Raw genomic sequence first — 23,140 nt, 5'->3', positions numbered from 1 at the left:
CCAAACATTTACATTACCAAATCAAATGTTTACAATTTTCCTTAAATTTACACAAGCAAACCGAATATTTACTGCGACCCAGTACCCAGTACCCAGTACTTATATTTCACACCCTCAACGGAAGTACAAAACAAAATCATGACCAAGAAAAAAAAACTTATCCGGCAAATTTTTCCGGCATTCCTGGTGATCACCGTGTTGTCGCTTCTGGCCGTAACCTCCTGGTCCACCCGTTATTTTAAAACGATTTTCCTGGAAAATGCAGAACAAGAGCTCACCATACGGGCAAAACTGCTGCAACACCAATTTGCAGATGTATTGAGTGAAAAAGAAGACCGTATTGGTTATATTGATACACAATGCAAAAAAATCGGTGCATCCACCGGTACCCGGGTGACGGTGATGCTCCCTTCCGGGGTGGTCATTGGAGATTCCTTTGGTGACACCGGGACAATGGAAAATCATATGAAACGCCCTGAAATCATGATGGCATTAAAACGGCAAAAGGGCATTTCCATCCGATACAGTGCCACACTTAATCAATCCATGATGTACATCGCTCTGCCTGTTATGATAGATCAACGGATAAGTGCCGTTGTTCGAACATCGGTTTCCATCTCCAGCATTGACGGCCAGCTCAAAGCCATTCAAAACAATGTATTTCTGGCTCTGGTATTGACCATTCTGGCGGCGGCCGTTGCCAGCTTGTTTGTGTCCCAGAGAATCACCCGCCCGGTTGAACAGATGAAAAATGGTGCGCTGGAGTTTGCCCGGGGGAATCTTGGAGCACGGCTGGCCGTCCCTCAATCCGAAGAGCTGTCTGAACTTGCCATGACCATGAATCGCATGGCAGAAAATCTTGATGAAAAAATCACAAGCCTTAAAAGTCGCACCATGGAGCTTGAGGCAGTGCATACCAGCATGCAGGAAGGGGTGATTGCCATTGACAATGAAGAACGAATTATCACCATAAATGCCGCAGCTGCAAAGCTTTTTGGATTTTCCGTTTCAAACCTCAAGACCCGGTATATATTGGAAATTGTTAGAAACATGGCCCTTGAAAAATTCATACAGCAGGCATTGGCCACCCATGAACCTGTGGAAGAGGATATTAAACTTTCAGGCAATGATCAGATCATTATAAACATCCATTCCACAGCCCTTTACGATGCCGAAAACAGCCGCATGGGAACCTTGATCATTTTTCATGACATTACCCGCCTGCGACGTCTTGAAACCATGCACAAGGATTTTGCCGCCAATGTCTCCCATGAACTCCAGACCCCCCTCACAACTGTCAAAGGATTTATTGAAACCCTGCAAGGGATGATGCCCTCCAATGCTCCCGGATCATATGAGCATTTTTTACACATCATTGAAAAAAATGTTAACCGCATGGTGGCACTGATCAATGATCTTTTGGCATTGTCCCGGCTTGAAAGGCTCCAGGGTACTGGGGTTGAATTTGAACATCAGGACCTTGCAACACTTATACAGGGGGCTGTACATGCCTGCGACTCCCAGATGAAAGAAAAAAAAATCAACATCACCGTGGAGTGCCCGGACAATGCTTCTGCTCCGGTGGATCCCCTTCTCATGGAACAGGCCATTTTAAATCTTCTGGACAATGCCGTGAAATACAGCCCCCATGAAAGCCGGGTAAACGTGAAGGTAACCCCCAAGGAGCAGCAGATCCAAATTATCATCAAAGATAACGGCAATGGCATTGCAAAAGAGCATCTTTCCAAAATCTTCAATCGTTTTTACCGGGTGGACAAGGCAAGAACCCGCAATGAAGGCGGTACAGGCCTGGGCCTTGCCATTGTTAAACACATTGTTCAGTATCACCATGGGAATGTGAGCGTTACCAGTGAAAAAGGCCGGGGCACAGCCTTTACCCTCACCATTCCGGCATGATTCCGGCACAGGAAAAAATCTTTAAATTCTCCCCTGTGCCGAATAATGCCTGGCCTAAAAAAGGTTACGGGCCAACGATGCTTATCCCGATATTCAAGATTCCTGCATCAAGGGAAGTCTGTAATCCTTGGGAGGATTGAAATTTTCTTTTATGCTTCGGGGAATCATCCAGCGGGATGTATTGTGCTTGCTTCCCACTTTTTCATTGGTGCCCGAGGCCCGGGAACCGCCAAAGGGCTGGAGCCCCACATAGGCCCCTGTGGTTTTGTCATTGATATAAAAGTTACCGGCTGCATAGGTCAATCGTTTTTCAAGATCAGCAATGACCAGACGATCCCGGGCAAAAACAGCACCGGTGAGGGCATAGGGAGAGGTGGATTCACATAGATCCAGAGCCTCTTCAAAATCGTCATCAGCATATACATATATGGTCACCACCGGACCGAAAATTTCCTCTTCCATGGTTTTAAAATGGGGATTTGTGGTGACGATCACCGTGGGGTCCACAAAATATCCCACGTCATCATTACAGCCTCCCCCAATGATAATCTGAGCTTCCGGCGATTTTTCAGCCACATCAATGTAAGATTTGATGTTATCAAAGGATGCTTTATCAATAACCGCCCCCATGTAATTGGTAAAATCCTCCACATTGCCGGGTTTAAGATCCTTTGTTTCTTTAATCAAGCCCTTTTGTACATCTTCCCAGATGCTTTGGGGCAGGTAGACCCTGGAAGTGGCGGAACATTTCTGTCCCTGGTAGGAGAAAGCGCCGGCAATGACGGCATGGACCACGGCACCAACATCTGCCGATGCATGGGCAAAGAGAAAATCTTTTCCCCCGGTTTCTCCCACAATTCTGGGATAGCTGCGATAATTTTCCAAATTTCCGGCCACTGTGCGCCACATGTTATTAAAAGTGGCTGTGGAACCTGTGAAATGAATACCGCCAAGCATGGGGTGATCCATGGCAATGGGGCCAATCACACTGCCGGGTCCGGGAAGAAAATTAATAACCCCGTCGGGAAGCCCTGCTTCCATCAACAACTTCATCACATAATAATTGGAGAAAATGGCAGTGGATGCCGGTTTCCAGATGGCGGTGTTGCCGGACATGGCCGGGGCCGACGGGAGGTTTCCGCCAATGGCCGTGAAATTAAAAGGGGTGACAGCAAGGACAAATCCCTCCAGGGGACGATATTCCATGCGATTAAAAATGCCTTGCACAGCTTTGGGCTGTTCTTCTATGATCTGCTTTACAAAATAGCTGCCAAATCGGAAAAAGTCCATGAGTTCACATGCGGCTTCTGCCTCTGATTCATAAACGCTTTTACCCTGGCCCAGCATGGTGGCGGCATTCAGGGTGGATCGCCAGGGACCGTCAATGAGCTCTGCAGCTTTAAGAAAAACCGCCAGACGATGATCCCAGGGGGTGCCCTCCCATGTTTTCTTGGCTTCAAGGGCCGCGTCAATGGCCATTTCCATCTCTTTGGGCCCTGCCATGTGATAGGTGGCAAGCACATGGGAGTGGTTATGGGGAATAATACATGTTCCGGTGCGGCCTGTTCTGACCTCTTTGCCGTTAATGATCAGCGGAATCTCAATGGGAGCCGATTTCATCTGCGCAATGCGTTCTTTAAGTTGCTTTTTTTCGTCGCTTCCCGGCAGATAGGAAAGAAGTTTTGCGGTTTCCGGTTGTGCGATGTTATAAATGGCGTTGGACATGGCAGCCTCCCTTAATATTTTCAAAATTTGTTGTGTCCGTCAGGACGTGCGATTTATGGAAATATTCTTTTTAATGGTTTACTTATACCCATAAAATTTATATAAGTAAAATTCATAATATTCATATTTAATATGAATATTATTAATATTCAAAAAGCATAAATTCACAAAATGTGGACATCGCTGAAATACCCCATGCCTTAGATTTTTGGAGCAAAAAAGTGGATTTAAATAAATTGAACACATTTTATGTGCTGGCCCAGATGAAAAGTTATTCCAAATGTGCCAAAAAACGCTTTGTGACCCAGTCCGCCGTGAGCCACGCCATCAAAACCCTGGAGGAAAGCCTTAATCTTACCCTGGTGGAGAAAAACCGAAAAACCTTTGCCCTGACAAGTGAAGGAAAAATTTTATTTAAAAGTTGTCAAAAAATTTTTTATGAGGTGGAAAAGACCCAGGATCTGTTAATGAAAACAAAAAAATATCCAGAACTGATTCGCATGGGTTCCACTGTGGAGTTCGGGGTGAGTGTACTGCTAAAGGGTATGGAATTTTTTTTTGAAAACCATCCTGATATCCACGTGGATTTCACTTTAAGCCATTCCCTGATTCAACCGCTTCTGGACGATGAACTGGATGTGATCATTGATTGCAAACCCCATGTACGACCGGATCTTGAAACCATTGTTTTGTTCCGGGAAGAATATGCAGTGATTGCCTCTCCCCGGTATGTTAAAAAAAATAAAATTACCAAAGTGGAAGATCTTACCCGTTGCAACATCTTTTCCCAGGACCATGAACTTGCATGGTGGCGTAATTTTATCCATGCCCTTCCCCTGGAAAAACAGGTAATTTTTGACAGGGTTACCCGGATCAACCATGTCCGGGGCATGATCAACGCAGCCCTGAGCAACATGGGAGTGGGCTTTGTTCCCCGGTATACGGTGTTGAGGGAACTGGAAGAAGGTAGCCTTGTGGAGCTTTTTCCGGAACTGGACATTTTAAATGATCACATTAATATTTACCTTAAACGCCGCAACCTGGCCCTGGCAAAATTTCAACATCTCATTGCCCATATTAAAGAATTCCGTCTCCAGTAAATCGTGTACATGCCTCTGAGCAGGTTGACCAAACAGCCGTGCATGATTATTGTCCCCAAATGGCCTAAACAATAAATTCAAGGAGATTAACATGAAAGTCGTTGCTTTTAACGGCAGCCCACGAAAAAAGGGTAATACAGCAGGAAGTCTTAACACCGTATTGGCAGAAATCGAAAAACAGGGTATCGAAACAGAGCTCATCCATGTGGGAAAGGAAAAAATCCGGGGATGCAAAGCCTGTTTTTCCTGTGCCAAAAAACAGAACCAACAATGTGTCATTAAGGATGATCCTGTTAATGATTGGATACAAAAAATGGTAGAGGCAGATGGTATTCTTTTAGGTTCCCCTGTATATTTTTCAGGTGTGGCAGGTACCATGAAATCTTTTCTGGACCGAGCTTTTTTTGTGGCCACCACCAATAACAGCCTGTATCGACACAAGGTAGGGGCATCTGTGGCTGCTGTACGAAGATCCGGAGGCGTTCCCACCATGGACGAACTCAATCACTATATAATTTATTCAGAAATGGTCATGCCCAATTCCAACTATTGGAATGTGGCCCATGGGATGAACCCCGGTGAAATGGAACAGGATGGGGAAGGAAAACAGATCATGGAGGTACTGGGGCAAAACATGGCCTGGTTGATGAAAGTAATGGAAGTGGGGAAAAAAGAAATTCCGGCACCGGCGCCACCTGCCAAAGTCATGACCAACTTTATTCGGTGACCCATTCCTCAGGACCGTCGATTTTATAATTTGAGCGAAATAGCTTGCCTTTTGGTCCATGGACTGCGTTGCATTAAAGGGCAATAGGGCGGAGCTATTAAACCTTTAATACGCCTTGTAGATGAAACAAAATGCTGCGCTATTTATGCCCAGGTTATTTCATCTGCGGTCCTTAACACTTGATTATAAAAAAATCCCCGGAGCATTTATGACCCCACCCACACTCAAAATTACCAAAACCCAAAAACATGCCGTCATTCCCCGGTACGCCCATGAAGATGATTCCGGGCTGGACCTTTTTTCCGTTGATGAGCTCACCCTGGAACCGGGGGAGTTTAAACTGATTAAAACCGGTATTAAAATTGAACTTCCGGATAACACCGAGGCCCAGGTGCGCCCCCGCAGCGGACTGGCATATAAAAACGGCATCACCGTCCTGAACACCCCCGGCACCATTGACCAGGGATACAGAGGCGAAATCGGTGTGATCCTGATAAACCACTCCCAAAATACATTTAAGATCACCGTTGGGATGAAAATTGCTCAAATGGTTATTATGCCGGTGCTGCGTCCCCGTGTGCTGGTATCAGATGCACTGTCAGACACAGCCCGGGGAGAGGGGGGCTTTGGGTCCACCGGCGACGCCTAACTCAACCATTTTTCCAAAATTTCGCTCAAAATTTTGGGATTCACCGGCTTGGTGACATGATCGTTCATGCCAGCCTCAAGGCATCGATCTCGATCGCTTTGCATGGCATGGGCTGTCATGGCAATGATGGGAACTGCATGATTGAGACATTCAGACTGGACATCCCGGATGCGCCGGGTGGCTTCAATGCCATCCATTTTGGGCATTTGAACATCCATCAGCACCAAATCATAGTCAATTTTGCCCAGTGCTGTGACGGCCTCCTGGCCATTTTTCACGGTATCAACCGCTGTGTGACCTATTTTTTCCAAAAATTTCAAGGCCACATGCTGATTCACAATATTATCTTCGGCCAGTAAAATTCGAATATTTTTACGACGCATTTCCCGCACCGTATGACGGGTGACAATGGGCTGGTCTTCCCTCTCAATGGGATGGCCTGAAATCACCGTGGATAAAGCATCCATGAGATCAAGTTGTCCCACCGGCTTCACAAGATAGGCAGAAAAACCAGCATCTTTAAATCGTTTGGCATCCCCGGCCCTGCCCACCGAAGTCATCATTATTAGACGGGGGTTGGGGACGCTTGTCTCTTCCTGTATCAGCTTACCAAGGGTTAATCCATCCATGTCCGGCATCTGCATATCCAGAATGGCCAGTTCATAGGCAGGACCGGCCTTGATCTCTGCCCCATAGGCTTCAAGGGCTTCTGCCCCGCCGGGATAAGCCGTTGCAACCATTTCCCAGGCATTGAGCTGGGTACATAAAATTTCACGATTGGTCTTGTTATCATCCACCACCATGACACGCACCCCCTTAAGATCTGCCTTTGGTACAGACTTTACAGGGTGTTGACAGCTTTTTTGTTTTTCAAACTCCGCCGTGAACCAGAACTCAGCGCCTCTACCCTCTTTGCTGTTAAGCCCGATGTTCCCCCCCATCAATTGGCAAAGGGTCTTGGAGATGGTCAACCCCAACCCTGTTCCCCCGTATTTTCGGGTGGTTGAGGTATCAGCCTGGGTAAAACTGTCAAACAGGTGTTCCTGTTTATCCCGGGGAATACCGATACCGGTATCCTTAACCGCAAAATGAAGCATAACCCGGGTTTTATCTTCAGAGTGCAAAGTGACCTGCACAGAAATTTCTCCGTACTTGGTAAATTTAACAGCATTGCCCGCAAGATTAATCAGTATCTGTTTTAAACGGCCGGGATCTCCAAGCAACAAAGACGGTACATCCGGACTTGCAGCACAGATGAATTCCAGTCCTTTTTTTTCAATGCGAAGGGACATCATGGCTGCAAAGTCACTTAACAGCAGACGCAAATCAAAGGGGATGATTTCCATTTCAAGCTTGCCGGCTTCAATCTTGGAAAAATCAAGAATGTCATTAATGATACTCAAAAGAGAGGTTCCGCTGCTCTGGATGATTTTAGCATAGCGACGCTGATCATTGTCCAGGGTGCCGGTATCCATCAAAATCTGGGTCATTCCAATGATGCCATTCAAGGGAGTCCGGATTTCATGGCTCATATTGGCCAGAAATTCGCTTTTTGCAGTATTGGCAACGGCGGCTTTTTCTGCCATGCGATTGGCCTTTGCCAGGGCCATCTCCAGTTTAAAATTGGCATTTCCAACCTCTTCTCTTACCTGGTTTAATTCGGAAATATCCACAAAAGCTTCCAAAAGAACGTTTTCGCCTTGCAGGGTGGTTGATAACACCGTTTTAATGATGGGAATACGTTTATTGTCTTTTCCAATAAGGATGCGTTCGGAGCTGTCCACCATTTGGCCCAGATCCAGTACCGGACAATTACAATCCTCTGCCGGGCAAATGCGATTGTGACACACCTTTCCCACAATCTCTGACTCATCTTCAATGCCCATGAGATCCAGGGCCACCCGGTTGGCACTGCGAATAATCCGATCTTTCCCCACAATAACAATCCCAAAGGGCATGGCCTCCAGCATCTGCATGGTGTTCTCCAGAAGTTCCTGAAGATGCTGTTCCGTCTTTTTTTGCCGGGTGATATCAATGCCGATGGAAAGAATTTCTTCAATCTCTTCCCGGTCATTGCGGATGGGCTGGTTGGTCCAGGCAATCCAGGTCTCATTGCCTTTTTTATCAATATATAAATTCTCATCCCGGGGAAGTGATTCAGGATGCCTGCAAAGGGTTTCAAACATTTGGGCAAAATTACCGGCATCGGTACCGGAATGCCTTGCAATGGTACTCAGAACATGACGTCCTATAATCTGCTCTTCCCGGAATCCGAAAAATTTCAAACCATGACGATTTAAAAAAGTAATGCGACAATCTGTGTTAAATCTTAAAATAATGCCGTTAACCCCCTGCACCAGCTCCCGATGGTGGGTTTCACTTGCCATGAGGGCTTTCTGGGTTTCCTGCTCTTTGAGCATGGTACCGGCCATTTTTTTAAGAAGCTGTAAAATAATGATGGACATGGCCAGGGCAAGACCCGACATCAGGGCCATGGAGGTGAGGACCTGTTTTTTTAAATTCTTAATCTGAACAGAGACATCATAATAAAGCTCCAATGCCCCCAGGAATTGATCTCCTTCCATAATGGGATAATAAGTTTCCACCACATTTGTATCAACAGACATCTTCTCCAGGGAGAGGGCCTTTCTCTTAATCATGCGGGTGAAAATTTTACCCCGGGACACCAGATTGGTAAAATAGTCGTCGTTTACAAACCTGCCGATGTCCTTTTTTGTTGTGGAATAAAAACAGCGACCGGTTTTATCAAAAAAATCAATTTTAAAAAGGTCAAAATCCCTTTGCAGCTGTTTGAGTTTTGCAACGGTACCTTGGTCAACCTTAGATTTTTCCGGTTCAAGGAACCAGTGCTGCAAATCCGGAGCCAAATGCTTGGCCAGGCGCAGTGCCTGGTTTTCAGTATTCCGCCCCAGTTGTTTAATAAAGGACGGATAAATAAAAAAACGGTCAAAGGCAATCAAGGTGACAAAAACAATGACGGCAACAAACATCATCATACGAATGGATTTTACTTTAAAAATATTAATAAGAGAATTATTTAAACAATTAAATCTCATATCAACTCTTGTTGATGAACGTGTTACTCTCTTCCCATTCATAATGATTCACCTGTGTCTCAAAATCATGGTGCCAAAATTTTATTGCAAGTCTTCCACGATGGAGGAAAACAACAACACCTCATACCCATACCAAACTTAATTTTAAAGAGTTTATCCCATGTATAAAAGTATTGCAAATGGATGACAGTGTATGAAAGAATGGCGTATACCTATGTTTATGAGCCAATAACTCTCAAAGAGCAATCCCCAAAGGGACACTGTTCAATAACAATTCAAAGCAACATATTTGGTAACTAACTCACACCATGGCAGCTGTCTTGCGATGGAAAAACAAAAAACTTGTCATGGAATTTAAGGCCTTGGCAGATGCCTTTGAATATGGCAAAATATTCATTGTGAACATTCGATGATCAGGCTCTTCCTATGAAACGAACAGATATCATTAGGAGGCATCCCTTTGTGGATTTCACACATGGTGTTATGTCCAGAATACGTCAAGGAGCATTGCCCGATTTTGATATTCTCGAAGATTAATCTTGCATCCCATTGGATGCAAAAAGTTACGCCCCAAACGACATTGCATCAACAGAAACAATAATACAAGACCTTTCAGATTTGATTTGAGGAGAAATATTATGGCCATTGCCAATCTTGTTGAGTTAAAAGAAAAGTTTGAAATCCAGACCTACCAGAAACCCCAGAATGTTGATAAACACAACCACATCCCTTTTTCAGGCTCTCCCAAAAAACATCCCACCAACAAGTCAAAGGTGATCCTCATTGCAGACCCCTTTACCCCCAATACCTTTTATTATGAATTCAATATCCAAGATATTGCCTTTGCCGAAGAGCTTGCCAGCATTACCAACCTTGAAGGGGAATCCATGTCCATGGCCCGCATCTGGGTAAAGAAACAAAGCGTGGGGGTCCGATGCACCCCCTTTATCGTGGATGTCATTAAAAGCCACTAATCGCTATATTATAAAACCCGTTTTTGAACCAGACAAATTTTAATGGGTACCCCCACCTGTTCGGCCAGGAGTTTTTCCGTTTGGGATATTAACTGCTGCAATTCTTTGATTTCATCTGAAAAAAGAACATCGTCCATGACCAGGGAAATCCCCAATGTTTCTGTGCCGTCCCGGCGAATGCGCTCCACAGTGCAGTCCGGGCACGGCACGGCCAGGGCCTTTTGAAGGGTGGACTTTACCTGATCCAGGGATACCTTTATACCGGAGATAATGATCATATTATCGGCCCGTTCCTTTAGCCACTCAAGTTTTATCAAAGGAGACGAACACCCGCAGGGTTCCGGCACAAACCGAGCCATATCCCCTGTACGAAATCGAATCAAAGGAAAGGCCCTGGCCGACAGGGTGGTCAATATAAGTTCTCCCTTTTCTCCCATGGGAACAGGGGTGCCTGTGGCAGGGTCAATGATCTCAGGCAGGATATGATCATCATTGATGTGAAGCCCACAATGGCTGCCGCAGCAGTGGGTGTCACAATGGCTGCGGCACTCATGGGCAATGGCCGGTCCCGGGATTTCGCTCAAACCATAGTTGAGCCACACATCCACATGGAGTCTTTCCTCCAGATCTGCCACCAGTTTTCCCTCCACAGGTTCCCCCACCAGAATCAGCCGTTTTAAATTCAGTTCATTGGGATTGCGCTCCCGATCAAACATGTGATCCATGAGCTGCAGGGCAAAAGCCGGGGTGGTGACAAGGGTGGTGGTTTTGTAATCCCTTAGCACCATAAGGGTTTTATTAAGGGAAAGGGGAGAATTTGGAATAACTCCGGCACCCATGGCCTCGCCTCCGTCTTTATAATCCCTGCCCCAGTTGGCAAGACCCGGAGGCAAATGAATCTGAATAATATCCAGACTGGTCACCCCGGCAGCTTCAAAACTTCTGGCCACCAGTTTTTTCCAGATTAAAAGGTCGGTGCGGGTGTACCCGCTGATGGAAGGGTTTGTACCTGTTCCCGGAGCCGTGTGAATACGTACAATATCCCTTAAAGGCACGGCAAATAACCCATAGGGATAATGGGTACCCAGATGGGTTCGATCCATGAAGGGTAATTTTGTAAGATCCTTTAAAGAGACAATATCTTCGGGCAGAATATTTTTTTCCAGGAACCGCTTGCGATGAAAGGGGACATTCTTGCAGGCCCGGTTCAAGGTGCTCTGTAGTCGTTCCAATTTGAGCTGTTCTTTTTCTTCAACACTTATATCCAGCATTATGCATCCCTCCCGTCATAAAAATCACCATAATCCCGGCCAAGGTAGGCCCGTTTGACATCATCATCCACCAACAGCTCATCCGCACTTCCCTGGAGCACCATTTTCCCGGTTTCCAGCACATAACCGCGATGGGAAATTTTCAGGGCGGCCCGGGCATTCTGCTCCACCAGAAGAATGGTAACCCCCTGGCTTTGTAATGTTGTAATGACATTGAAAATCATCTCCACAATCTTGGGGGCCAAACCCATGGATGGCTCATCCAGCACCAGAAGACGGGGCCGTGCCATCAAGGCCCGGCCAATGGCCAGCATCTGCTGCTCTCCACCGGACAGGGTCCCTGCCAGCTGATGGGCCCGCTCCCGGAGAATGGGAAACATCTCCATGACCATGTCAAAATCTTCTTCCACCTGGGATTTTAGCCCCTTGCGGTACATGGTATATGCCCCCATTTTAAGATTATCCATGACACTTAAAGGGGAAAAAATCTGCCGCCCTTCCGGAACCATGCTGATACCGGAACGAACAATGGCCGGAGGGGACATGCCCTTAAGGTCTTTGTCTTGAAAAACAATTTCCCCTTCCCAGTTTTTTAAAAGACCGCAAATGGCCAGCAGCAAGGTGCTTTTCCCGGCACCGTTGGCACCAATGATGGAGATCAGTTCCCCCTTTTTCACCGAAAGGCTCACCCCATGCACGGCCACGATACTGCCGTAGCTGCACTTTAAATTTTTGATTCTCAACATAGTCTACCCATAAAATGCTCTCGATGTTTTGTCATCCCCGGCCCAGATAGGCCTCCATCACCGCCTGATTATTCTGCACTTCCCGGGGGGAGCCTTCTGCCAGTTTCTTTCCCCGGTCAAGAACAATCACTTTATCGGAAATTCCCATGGCAAGGCTCATGTCGTGCTCCACCAGCATCATGGTAACGGCCCTTTCTTTTACCCGCTGGATAAGTTTACCCAGGGCTTCGGTTTCCACAGGGTTTAACCCGGCGGCCGGTTCATCCAAAAGTAGCAACTTTGGTTCCGATGCCAGGGCCCTGGCAATTTCAGCCATTTTCTGGCGGCCCACAGGAAGGTCTCCGGCCGGTCGATGGGCATATTGGGTCAAGCCTGTGAATTCCAGCAGATCCATAGCCTTTTCCCGGGCCCGGCGCTCTTCTCTCATGACCCAAGGCATGCGGGTAACGGCTCCCCAAAATCCACTTTTTGTTCTCACATGCATGCCCACCAACACATTTTCAAGCAAGGTCATGGAACCAAACAGCTCCACATGCTGAAAAGTCCGGGCAATGCCCGCCCTTACCAGTTGATGCACCGCCATTTTACGGGTGGGTCTGCCATTGAACAACACCTGTCCGCTGTCCGGCCTGTAAATGCCGGTGATCATGTTGAACAAGGTGGTTTTACCGGCACCGTTGGGACCGATGAGGCCACACACAATGCCCGGTTCAATGGAAAAGGAGATATCATCCTGGGCCGTAACCCCGCCAAACATCTTGGTCAAGTTACGCACATTTAAAATATCATGGGACCGGGTGATATCTTTGGGGCACTCAATATCACATGAACCGAGACTTTGTTTGGAAAACGCTTTTACACTATCAGTTACCATGACGCTTATCTCTTTTTCTTGAATGCTCATATATGTCCAAAAGCCCCCGGGTGAGTCCCTGGGGCATAAAAATCATAACCACCATGAGAATTAACCCGAAAATAATCATTTCATACTCGGCAAATCCATGCAGGACCTCGGGAAGAAGCGTCAGAAGAGAAGCCCCCAGAAGAGCCCCCCATACGCTTGCCATGCCACCGATAACCACCATGGTGACCATCTTTACAGACACCATGAACCCAAAGGATTCAGGACTGATGAACATAACAAAATGGGCATATAAAAAACCTGCAACAGCTCCCAGAGCCGCACTGAACATGAAAATCTGCAATTTTAAAAAATGGGTATTCACCCCCACGGCAAGGGAGGCGTTTTCTCCATCATGGATGGATCTTAAAGCCCTTCCCATGCGGGAGGAAAGAATCCTTCGACACAATAAAACGGCCACCAGAACCACCATCCACACCAGAAAAAAATAATTTCTGCCGGACATAAAAGAGACGGGACCCGCCTCCAACATGGGAATACCCACAAAGCCGGAAGAACCGCCGGTGACGGTGCTCCACTCCCGGAACAGAATATTAACGATCATGCCAAAACCCAGGGTTCCCATGCCCAGATAGTATCCTGACAGTTTCAGGGTGGGAAGCCCCACAACAAAAGCGATGAATACAGCACAGGAAACGGCACACACCAGGGCCGCCCAGGGGGAAATTCCGTATGTTCCCGAAAGAATAGCCGTGGTGTAGGCACCAATGCCGTAAAAGGCGGCGTGCCCAAGAGACACCTGGCCTGCATATCCCATGAGCATGTTAAGCCCCAGTGCCAGCAATGTATTAATGCCGATAAAGGTCATGATCTGAAGATAATAGGTGTTGTCCACCCCCAGCCCGCAGCCCAGGATGACCACAAGAAAAATCGTATTTTCAGTCCATTGTTTTTTTTTATTGTCATCCATAATTTAAAACCGCTTTGCCTCTTTTGCAGAAAACAGTCCTCCGGGACAGATGTAAAGAATTAACAAGAGCAGGATAAAGGCAATGGCATCCTTTAGCCCGGAGGATATTAATCCTGCCCCCAGGGACTCCAAAACCCCAAGTAAAATACCACCGGCAAAGGCCCCCCACAAGCTGCCAAGCCCGCCGATCATGGCCGCACAAAACCCCTTAAGGCCCAGCATGGTGCCCATGTCATAGCTGCTCATGGTGATGGGGGCAATGAAAATCCCGGCAACGGCACCACTTCCCGTACTGACGGCAAAGGCCAGTATCCCCATTTTTTCCGAAGGAATGCCTGTAAGCCAGGCCGCTTTTTTATTAACGGCACAGGCCACCATGGCCTTGCCTGTCAGGGTTTTTTTAAGAAAAAAATGAATGCCACCGGCCAGCAGCACCGCAGCCCCCACAATCCAGATGCTCTGGGGCAACAGGGCCGCCCCTGCGATTTCAATGGAATCATGCCGGGAAAAAGCAGGAACACTAAAGGGATCTTTACCCCAGACGATCATGGCCACCCCCCGCAAAAAAATAGACGCCCCCACAGTGATGATCACAAGCACAATGGGTTGGGGGGTTCTGGCGGTACGAATGGCCAGTCGCTCAAACAACAGCCCCATGCAGCACCCCAGAGCCACAGCCCCGGCAAAGGCAAGGGGCAGGGGCAGGGCCATGTGAACCCACAGGGTCACAATGGCCATGGCGCCCAGCATTACAAATTCACCATGGGCAAAATTAATCAACTCCGTGGAGCTGTAAAGCATGGACAGCCCCACGGCAATCACGGCGTAAATGGCTCCGGTGGTGATACCGGAAAAAAGATATTGAATGATCTCCTGCATGGATTTTCCTGTTTTTGATCCTTGATATGTTTCATATAACTGCCACGGGCAGACCTTATTCTGATGCGGTTCTGCCCACAACGAAGCTTCAAATACTCCCCGATTTTGCGCAGTATTTCATATAAACCGCCACGGGCAGATCATATTGGGGATCTGCCCCGGGCAAAATTATTTAATAAGCTTCCAGGTACCGCCCTTGATTTCCACCATCACAAAAGCACTGGGAGCAAGACCATTGTGGTCCTGGGCAGAAAAATTAAATTCACCCGTTGCCCCCACATGATGTGCCATGGATTCCAGGGCCCGGCGAATTTTATTTTTATCCCCATTGCTGCCCTTTAAGGCCTTGGCAAGAAGATTCACCGCATCAAAGGCATATCCTCCAAATCCAGAGACATTGCCTTTGTATTTCGCCTGGTAGTCAACCTGGTAGTCTTCCAGAATTTTCTTTTGAACATCATCTTCCGGCAAAAGCCCGGTGACAAGAATTTTTCCCGTGGGAAGAATAATGCCTTCGGCAGCATCACCGGCAAGCTCTATGAACTTGGGAGAGGCCACGCCATGGCTCTGGTACAGGGGTATATCAAGTTTAAGCTGCTTTACATTCTTTGCCACCACTGCAGGACCGGGGTTTGTCCCCCAGCACACAATGGCTTCCGGAGCTGCAGATTTGATTTTGGTCAACTGGGCCGTTGTATCAGTGTCCTTGGCACCAAAACTTTCCGCCTGCACCACTTCAAGGCCAAAATCCGGGGCCTGGGCCAGCAATTGGTTTTTACCGCTCTCTCCAAAGGAGTTGGCCACGGTGATGATCCCTATTTTCTTTATACCCCGGGCCTGAATGTGTTGATATACAGCAGCCACAGCCAGCAAGTCGCTCTGGGCCGTTTTAAACACCCAGGGTTTCACCGGAGAGGTGATTTTCACACCGGCGGCACAGCTGATCAAAGGCAGCTGTGCACGCTCCACAAAATTTACAATGGCAAGGGTTGTAGGAGTTGTGGAGGGTCCAATAATGGCAAGGACTTTATCCTTGTGAATCAACTTATTCACGGCACTCACCGCCTTGGCAGGGTCACCTTCAGAATCATAGATCACCGCTTGGAGCATGTGCCCGTCAATGCCGCCGGCGGCATTGATTTTCTCAACCATCATCTCCATGGTTTTCTTTTCCGGATCCCCCAGAAAAGACGCCCTTCCGGTGGAAGAAAAGATACCCCCGATCTTATACACAGGCTTGGCAAGCAGCACCGCCGGGGAGAGACAAAGTAAAATCGCCAGAACAACAATTGTGGTTTTTCGTAACAACATTTGAATAATCTCCTTACGTTTAAGTATTCACTGAAAATACGATCACCTTCACTAAGAACCTGCGTAAAAAAAGATGAATCGGCGGCAATCCCATGAAATTACACGTCAATCACCCATTTTTCAAACATGTCCGAAATCGTTCACACCCATAGAAATTAACAACATCAACTTTCAGGACATCATCATTCCAAAGTGCAAAGCGCATTGAAGGATTACAAGGGACACTAAAATGTGAAATAAAACCCAAAAACCGGGACAACTAAAACCAGAACCTTTTACCAGATTTTTTTAAGGGATCAAATTACCGGACAAGCCATATCCATCAATATTCAGGCTGTCAAAACCATCCCGGACCCGCCTAAAAAAAGGGCTGAAGGTATAAACCCACAGCCCTTAAAAACAAAAAACCATGGGTTCACTGAGTTCTTCAGTCTGCCCATGGTTTGTATTCACATTATATCTTTCCGATATTTTACGTATACTTTCCATCAGCAGACTTTGTAAAATAAAAGCCACTAAGAAAAGTAAATATAAAAAAGTAAAAATATCGGTTCATCACTAAATCCTTGTTTAAAAATGTATATTACTCATATTCTTATGCAACCTTTTCCAAAGAGTCAAGCTTTTTTTAATGAATTACACTTTAGCGATGATTTTTCCTGTCATTCCGGTTTCATAACCGGGTATGGCCACGATTTCCTGCCTAAAGGCTCTGGACTGTAAAACATCAAGCATCACCTTCACTGTGGCAAGCGCCATCATGTCCGACGGAATGACAAGATCACAGCGCACGGCATCCAGTGTCACAAAATCCATGTCAAAGGCATGGGCAATCACCCGCAGCCCCAGGGCCGCATCTGCCAGATTATAATTGACAGCCCGGGCTCCCTGGGTATGGCTGTATGCCAGGTTTTCATACCCATTAACAGCCGTTTCCGGAATACCGGCCCTCTGGAGAAGATCATCCAGAAGCACCCGCAGTGCGGCCCCGTGATCCCGATTGATAAATCGAACATCGGACCGGACAAGATCTTTCAACCCTTTTATGTTGAGGGGATTGCCCCGGGCCACCATCAAGCCCTCTTCCATCATGGAAAACCCCACCACAATACCACTGTCACCGGAAAGCGCCTCTACAGCCTTGGAAACATTGGATTCTTTGAGGTCACGATTGTGCAGATGGGTTCCGGCAATATGGGTATACCCCTGCCCCAGGCGTTTCAGCGCCAGGTGACTGGTGGCAAAACGACAATTGATCCGCGCATCCGGCGCAATGCGTGCCACATGGGAACTTAGGATGTCAAAGGCCGGATCACATCCCATGAGAAGAATGCTCTTTTCCAGATAATCCGGGGGACACAACAATTCTGCCAGGGAACCGTCGTCGGACAAAATGGCGTCGGCAGAAGTAAAGGTATTCACCATGGTTCCGGGTCCATTCAGGGGAAATCCCACCAGCCGTCCCCGGACCCTGGTTGCAGAAATTCGCTGTGAATTGGGCGTTCCCACCATGACCACGGCTTCTTTTTCTCCGGGGGCCTCATCCACAAAAAGATCTTCAACACGGCAGCCAAAATGCCTGGCAAGCTTAAGAGCAACAGCTGTGTTGGGTAGATACCGCCCGGATTCTATATCATAAATGGCCTGTCTTTTGACACCGATCCTGTCTGCCAGTTGTGACTGGGACCACCCTTTTGATTGGCGATGGGCCTTTACATGGCAGGTGATCTGGGTTTTTGTCCTGGACATATTCTGAGCGCTCCATGGTGTGTTTCGTGGTTTTGGCAAATCCTTCAAAGCCTGTTTAAAAGCAGACCATATTCTGATCCGGCTCTGCCCACAACAAAGCATGATAATGAAACTGAGCTGTTTTTGCAAACAGATCACCCATATTTAAATCCTGCTTTGCCCGGGCTGAAAAAAAGCTTGACCAATTACATACAACGTGCAATTTAAACACGTCAATATATCTTTAAACAATACAACCATAAAATACCTCCTCAAAAAAACAAGGCAATAAAAATGAATTTCTTTAAAAACGCACTCCCACGCCGGGCATGGCTTTTTTCAGTTTTGATCACACTTCTGGCATCCTCACCGGCCATTTCACAAAATAAGTCCGTCATTGTTTTCAGTGCCGGTTCAACCACCAATGCTGTCACAGACATTGCCGCCCTGTTTTCACAGACAAAGGGCATTAAAGCCGTCACCTCCTTTGCATCATCATCCACCCTTGCAAGACAGATCGATAAAGGCGCACCGGCCCAGGTTTACATCTCTGCCAACAAAAAATGGATGGATTACCTGGAAAAACAGGCGTTAATAGAACCCGGCACCCGGTTTAATCTTTTGAGCAACCGCCTTGTGCTCATCGCCCCCCACGACAGCACCCTGTCCGATGTCACCATTGAAAAAGGATTTCCCCTTGCCACCCTCATCGGCAGCGGGCACATGGCCATGGGAGATCCGGATCATGTTCCGTCGGGCATCTACGGCAAAAAGGCCATGGAAAACCTGAAGGTGTGGGAAAGCGTCAAAAACAAAATTGTCCGTTCCAAGGATGTCAGGGCGGCCCTGGCCCTGGTGGCCCGGGGGGAGGTGCCGGTGGGGCAGGTATATGCCACGGATGCAGCCATTTCTGCCAAGGTGAAAACCATTGCTGACTTCCCGGTAGACTCTCATCCTGCCATTGTCTACCCCGCAGCCATCATTGCCGGACAAAAGACCCCGGAAGCCCGGGCCTTTCTTTTGTTCTTAAGCTCTCCTGAAGCCGGGAATATTTTTAAAAAATATGGCTTCAGTGTAAAATGATCTCTTTTTTTCACCTCACGGACATTGAGCTTGAAGCCCTGCGCCTGAGCCTTTGTATATCCGGGTGGGCTGTGCTATGCAGCCTGCCCCCCGGCATTGCAGCGGCATGGGTGCTGGCCCGATTGAAATTTCCCGGCAAAAGCGTTCTGGACGGGTTGCTCCATTTGCCTCTGGTACTGCCTCCGGTGGTCACGGGATATCTGCTCTTGGTGCTGCTGGGACGAAGGGGGGTGCTGGGGGCATTCCTGTACAAATACACAGGATTGACCTTTGCCTTTAACTGGAAGGGAGCTGCCATTGCCGCAGCCGTGATGGCCTTTCCCCTGCTGGTACGTTCGGTGCGCCTTTCCATTGAAGGAATGGACCAGGGACTGGAGTTTGCCGCCAGAACCCTGGGGGCAGGGCAAATAAAGGTTTTCTTCACCATCACCCTGCCGTTGATGGTGCCGGGCATCATCACGGGTCTTATATTGGCCTTTGCCAGAAGTCTGGGAGAATTCGGGGCCACCATCACCTTTGTTTCAAATATTCCAGGCGAAACACAGACCCTGCCCCTGGCACTTTACACCTTAACCCAGATGCCCGGAGGAGAGAACGGGGCCATGCGGCTTTGTGTGCTTTCCATTGCCATTGCCATGGTGGCGCTTGTTTTTTCTGAGATCATGGCAAAACGTTTTGCCCGGTACATAAAAGGATAAAATATCCATGATTGACATCGACATCCAGCGACAGCAGGGAGATTTTCAGGTTAATGCCCGTTTTACAGGAAACGACTCCGGGGTTACTGCGCTATTTGGCCCCTCCGGTGCCGGGAAAACCTCCATTGTCAATATGGTGGCAGGTCTCACCCCCCCCGATGCAGGTCACATCGTCATCAATGAACGCCGACTGTTTGATTCCAGCAGAAAAATAAACCTGGCACCGGAAAAACGCCGCATCGGATACATTTTCCAGGATGGGCGTCTCTTTCCCCATTTGTCAGTGAAGAGTAATTTAACCTATGGGATGAAACAGGTACCGGTATCCCAAAGATATATTGAGTTTGATACAGTTGTGGAGCTTCTTGGCATTGCGCATCTGCTGGAAAGACGACCTGCCAAACTGTCCGGGGGAGAAAAACAACGGGTGGCCATCGGCAGAGGGCTGTTAAGCAGTCCTGCCATGTTACTCATGGATGAACCCCTTGCATCCTTGGACCAGGATCGCAAACTGGAGGTGCTGCCGTTTATTCGACGCATGTGCCGTGAGTTTTCTCTGCCCATCCTTTATGTCAGCCACTCCCGGGATGAAATTCTTACCCTGGCTTCCCGCGTGATTCTTTTAAGAGCCGGGCAGACTGTGGAAAGTAAAAACCCCACCGAAAATCTGGAAACCCTTTTACCCCCCCAACCCATTGCCCCAAAATTGTGTGTTAATGAATAACAGCAAGACCTTCGCCAATTTCTTTTTTGATTAAACCACACACTGTCAGATGTGTGAGGTATAGCTTTAAAGTACCATGTACGGTATTGTTTTCATTAGGCCGGAGAGCATGTGATAATTTGGCAAAGGTGTTAAACACATAAAAGCATTTTTCATCTGCAACGTCCCTTGCCGTCAAACAGGCTGATAAGGGACTCAGATCTTATTGATTTACCATTTAACCATACCCAAATTGATATGTTTATGGATGAAATTTCGGGTAAACGGTAAATTGAAAACGGCTGACTCCCTAAAAAAACAACTCAAGCTTTCAAAGATCTCCTCAGCACTTCCCGGCTGCGCTTTCAGATACGCCATGGCCAGCGCTTAAAGAATATGGTATGACAAAATCATAAAAACTCGTCAGTCACAAGTTCTCCAGTTTGCCGCCACATAATCTGTATCTTTGAAATTGAAAACATTCCATGTGGTATAAAAAATGTGAATTTCGGACTCATGAGATGAAAAGATCAGCAACTTTTGGCATCCTTCATTCCTGCTTTACACTTTTCAGACAGAGATACCCATTTCCCGGGAAAACTTGACCCAAAAGTGAAAACTACTTTTGAAGTTATATGAAAGATGCCCAACTTTTAAGCACATTAATAAGGAGATTCTTCAGATGGGCGTAGCTGCGGACATTATTATTATTGTCATTGTTGCCTTAATTGGCGCACTTGCTGCACAAAAAATAAAGCAGCCGCTGATTTTAGGGTATATCTTTGCCGGCATTGTGGTGGGACCATACACCACCGGGATTATTGGAGATATCCATGAAATTGAACTTCTGGCAGAAATCGGTGTGGCCCTTCTTCTCTTTGCCCTGGGACTGGAGTTTTCCCTTAATGAGTTAAAACCGGTGCGAAATATCGCCCTGTTCGGAACCCCTGTGCAAATTGTGTTAACCATGGTTTTTGGATTTTGCATTGGCAGGTATCTGGATTTATCCACACCCCACGCATTATGGCTTGGCGCCTTAATATCCCTTTCCAGCACCATGGTAACGCTAAAAACCCTTATGAGCAGGGGACTTGTGGGAACACTTTCCAGTCGTGTCATGATTGGCATGCTCATTGTTCAGGATCTGGCCGTTATTCCCATGATGATCATCCTTCCCCAACTGAGTAACCCTGAATCGGGCTTAACGCTTCTGGGTGTTGCCATTGTCAAATCCATAGTATTTCTGGTGGTGATGTTTTATCTGGGTAGAAAGATACTTCCATGGCTGCTGGTACACGTTGCCAACTGGAACTCCAGGGAACTCTTTATTTTGTCCATCACAGCCATAGGGCTTGGGGTGGGATATGCCACATATCTCTTTGGCCTTTCCTTTGCCTTTGGCGCCTTTGTTGCCGGAATGGTTTTAAGCGACTCTGATTACGGACACCAGGCATTAAGTGAAATTGTTCCTCTTCGGGATATATTTGGGCTTTTATTTTTTACATCTGTGGGGATGCTCCTTGACCCTGCCTATCTTTTTGAAAATTGGGTACAAATTGTTTCTCTGGTCATTATCATTGGCATTTTCAAGGGAACATTATTCTCCGTCATTGCAAAGTTGTTTCGATATATCAATATTGTTCCCATTGCCGTGGGGCTGGGGTTATTTCAGGTGGGGGAATTTACCTTTGTTCTTGCCCGGCTGGGCCTTGAAACAAAGGGTATTGACCAGGATCTTTACTCTCTTGTCCTTGCTCTATCGGTGTTAAGCATGATGCTCACCCCCTTTGCATCGGCCATGGCAGCGCCTCTGTATAAATTTAAAAAACGCTTATTTCAATATGAACCGTTACAGACAGAAAACATACCTGATTCCGGCCTTAAAGATCATGTTGTCATTGTCGGTGGCGGACGGGTGGGCCAACACATTGCCCAGATTTTATCACAACTGCATCTGCCCTTTGTTATCATTGAATTCAATCACCAGCGCATGCTTGAATGCAAAGCGGCAAACCACCCGGTTATTTATGGGGACATGACCCAGGCAACGGTGATTGAAGCGGCTCAATTGCACGCTGCCAGACTTTTGCTTATTACTACGGCTTCTGTTGTTATTTCCCAATCCATTGTGGAACAAACCCTACATGCCAGGGCAGGGCTGCATATCATTGTACGGGCCACAGGGCCTGATCATGCCCGGGCATTATATGAAAAAGGGGTTTATATGGCAGTACTGCCGGAGATGGAGGCTGGGCTGGAAATCGCAAGGCAGTCGCTTCTCCATCTGGAATTCCCCGTATCTGTCATTCAACAATATACCGATGCCGTCCGGCAAAAAACCTATGCTCCGATTTATCAATCAAATGCTGATCGTCAGCTTCTGACAAAACTGGATAATATAAAAAACATTCTTGAAATATCGTGGGTTACCCTCATGCCTGGAAGCAGCCTCATCAAAAAAAGCATTAAAGATGCTGCGGTTCGCACCAAAACCGGGGCATCGGTTGTGGGGATTATCCAGCAAGGGAAAACATTTCACTCCAACCCAAAAGCCGATTACGCTTTCCAGGAAGGGGATCTGGTGGCGGTTGTTGGAAATCAAGAGGAGCGAAACGAGTTCAAAAAAATAGCTGAAAATGTATAAAATTCTTCAGCAACACAAAAAACATATTAAAAAATAATCATATCTACAGGGGCTGTTACCTTGAAAAGCTATTCAA

At 47.2% G+C, this 23,140-nt stretch carries 18 protein-coding genes; 9 read left to right on the top strand and 9 right to left on the bottom strand.

The window, feature by feature from the left end; genetic code table 11:
* Nucleotides 1-138: 138 nt before the first annotated feature.
* Nucleotides 139-1,917, top strand: coding sequence for a sensor histidine kinase (locus tag B9A32_RS15295; RefSeq protein WP_084070461.1), 1,779 nt, complete (start codon nt 139-141; stop codon nt 1,915-1,917).
* Between the two features lie 93 nt (nt 1,918-2,010).
* Here B9A32_RS15295 and pruA read toward each other — a convergent pair whose 3' ends face one another.
* On the bottom strand, nt 2,011-3,642 hold the full coding sequence (gene pruA, locus B9A32_RS15290) for an L-glutamate gamma-semialdehyde dehydrogenase (RefSeq protein WP_084070460.1): 1,632 nt from the start codon (nt 3,640-3,642) through the stop codon (nt 2,011-2,013).
* Between the two features lie 221 nt (nt 3,643-3,863).
* Here pruA and B9A32_RS15285 point away from each other — a divergent pair, with 221 nt between their 5' ends.
* The 3 genes from B9A32_RS15285 (at nt 3,864) to dut (ending at nt 6,118) form a co-directional block, all read left to right on the top strand.
* Nucleotides 3,864-4,742 carry a LysR family transcriptional regulator gene (locus B9A32_RS15285; RefSeq protein WP_084070459.1) on the top strand — a complete coding sequence of 293 codons (879 nt, stop codon included), beginning with the start codon at nt 3,864-3,866 and terminating at the stop codon, nt 4,740-4,742.
* A 91-nt stretch (nt 4,743-4,833) separates the two neighbouring features.
* A complete protein-coding gene (locus tag B9A32_RS15280; RefSeq protein ID WP_084070458.1) occupies nt 4,834-5,469 on the top strand; it encodes a flavodoxin family protein in 636 nt (211 codons plus the stop codon).
* Between the two features lie 208 nt (nt 5,470-5,677).
* Nucleotides 5,678-6,118, top strand: a complete 441-nt coding sequence (gene dut / locus B9A32_RS15275; RefSeq protein WP_084070605.1) for a dUTP diphosphatase — start codon at nt 5,678-5,680, stop codon at nt 6,116-6,118.
* Here the strand turns inward: dut and B9A32_RS15270 are convergent.
* Nucleotides 6,115-9,195, bottom strand: coding sequence for a PAS domain-containing hybrid sensor histidine kinase/response regulator (locus B9A32_RS15270; protein ID WP_170923857.1), 3,081 nt, complete (start codon nt 9,193-9,195; stop codon nt 6,115-6,117). The two genes, dut and B9A32_RS15270, sit on opposite strands and share 4 nt — an antisense overlap.
* 638 nt (nt 9,196-9,833) lie before the next feature.
* Between B9A32_RS15270 and B9A32_RS15265 the strand changes: the two genes are divergently transcribed.
* Nucleotides 9,834-10,169: an inorganic pyrophosphatase Ppa gene (locus B9A32_RS15265; RefSeq protein ID WP_084070453.1), complete on the top strand. Its 336-nt coding sequence runs from the start codon at nt 9,834-9,836 to the stop codon at nt 10,167-10,169.
* A gap of 8 nt (nt 10,170-10,177) precedes the next feature.
* Here B9A32_RS15265 and B9A32_RS15260 read toward each other — a convergent pair whose 3' ends face one another.
* The 7 genes from B9A32_RS15260 to B9A32_RS15230 all read right to left on the bottom strand — a co-directional run bounded on the left by B9A32_RS15260 (nt 10,178) and on the right by B9A32_RS15230 (nt 17,957).
* Nucleotides 10,178-11,440 carry a phenylacetate--CoA ligase family protein gene (locus B9A32_RS15260; protein ID WP_084070450.1) on the bottom strand — a complete coding sequence of 421 codons (1,263 nt, stop codon included), beginning with the start codon at nt 11,438-11,440 and terminating at the stop codon, nt 10,178-10,180.
* Nucleotides 11,440-12,186: an ABC transporter ATP-binding protein gene (locus tag B9A32_RS15255; RefSeq protein WP_084070448.1), complete on the bottom strand. Its 747-nt coding sequence runs from the start codon at nt 12,184-12,186 to the stop codon at nt 11,440-11,442. The genes B9A32_RS15260 and B9A32_RS15255 overlap by 1 nt, the downstream gene beginning before the upstream one ends.
* A 31-nt stretch (nt 12,187-12,217) precedes the next feature.
* On the bottom strand, nt 12,218-13,090 hold the full coding sequence (locus B9A32_RS15250) for an ABC transporter ATP-binding protein (protein ID WP_332308524.1): 873 nt from the start codon (nt 13,088-13,090) through the stop codon (nt 12,218-12,220).
* Nucleotides 13,050-14,018, bottom strand: a complete 969-nt coding sequence (locus tag B9A32_RS15245) for a branched-chain amino acid ABC transporter permease (RefSeq protein WP_084070445.1) — start codon at nt 14,016-14,018, stop codon at nt 13,050-13,052. The genes B9A32_RS15250 and B9A32_RS15245 overlap by 41 nt, the downstream gene beginning before the upstream one ends.
* A gap of 3 nt (nt 14,019-14,021) precedes the next feature.
* Nucleotides 14,022-14,897: a branched-chain amino acid ABC transporter permease gene (locus B9A32_RS15240; RefSeq protein WP_084070443.1), complete on the bottom strand. Its 876-nt coding sequence runs from the start codon at nt 14,895-14,897 to the stop codon at nt 14,022-14,024.
* Nucleotides 14,898-15,065: 168 nt separating this feature from the next.
* Nucleotides 15,066-16,208, bottom strand: coding sequence for an ABC transporter substrate-binding protein (locus tag B9A32_RS15235; protein ID WP_084070441.1), 1,143 nt, complete (start codon nt 16,206-16,208; stop codon nt 15,066-15,068).
* A 636-nt stretch (nt 16,209-16,844) separates the two neighbouring features.
* The gene (locus B9A32_RS15230; RefSeq protein WP_084070438.1) at nt 16,845-17,957 is read right to left on the bottom strand and encodes a substrate-binding domain-containing protein; all 1,113 of its coding nucleotides are present in this window, start codon (nt 17,955-17,957) and stop codon (nt 16,845-16,847) included.
* A 273-nt stretch (nt 17,958-18,230) separates the two neighbouring features.
* On the opposite strand from B9A32_RS15230, the gene modA reads away from it, so the two are divergent.
* The 4 genes from modA (at nt 18,231) to B9A32_RS15210 (ending at nt 23,064) form a co-directional block, all read left to right on the top strand.
* Nucleotides 18,231-19,019: a molybdate ABC transporter substrate-binding protein gene (modA, locus tag B9A32_RS15225; protein ID WP_084070436.1), complete on the top strand. Its 789-nt coding sequence runs from the start codon at nt 18,231-18,233 to the stop codon at nt 19,017-19,019.
* Nucleotides 19,016-19,717: a molybdate ABC transporter permease subunit gene (modB, locus tag B9A32_RS15220; protein WP_084070433.1), complete on the top strand. Its 702-nt coding sequence runs from the start codon at nt 19,016-19,018 to the stop codon at nt 19,715-19,717. The genes modA and modB overlap by 4 nt, the downstream gene beginning before the upstream one ends.
* Nucleotides 19,718-19,724: 7 nt before the next feature.
* On the top strand, nt 19,725-20,441 hold the full coding sequence (modC, locus tag B9A32_RS15215) for a molybdenum ABC transporter ATP-binding protein (RefSeq protein ID WP_084070431.1): 717 nt from the start codon (nt 19,725-19,727) through the stop codon (nt 20,439-20,441).
* A 661-nt stretch (nt 20,442-21,102) separates the two neighbouring features.
* Nucleotides 21,103-23,064, top strand: a complete 1,962-nt coding sequence (locus B9A32_RS15210) for a monovalent cation:proton antiporter family protein (protein WP_084070428.1) — start codon at nt 21,103-21,105, stop codon at nt 23,062-23,064.
* The last annotated feature ends 76 nt before the right edge of the window (nt 23,065-23,140 follow it).

Origin of the sequence: Desulfocicer vacuolatum DSM 3385 (assembly GCF_900176365.1) — a bacterium.
Lineage (GTDB): Bacteria > Desulfobacterota > Desulfobacteria > Desulfobacterales > Desulfobacteraceae > Desulfocicer > Desulfocicer vacuolatum.
The sequence above is the reverse complement of the archived record's forward strand: the minus strand, read 5'-3'. Positions and strand labels throughout refer to the sequence as shown.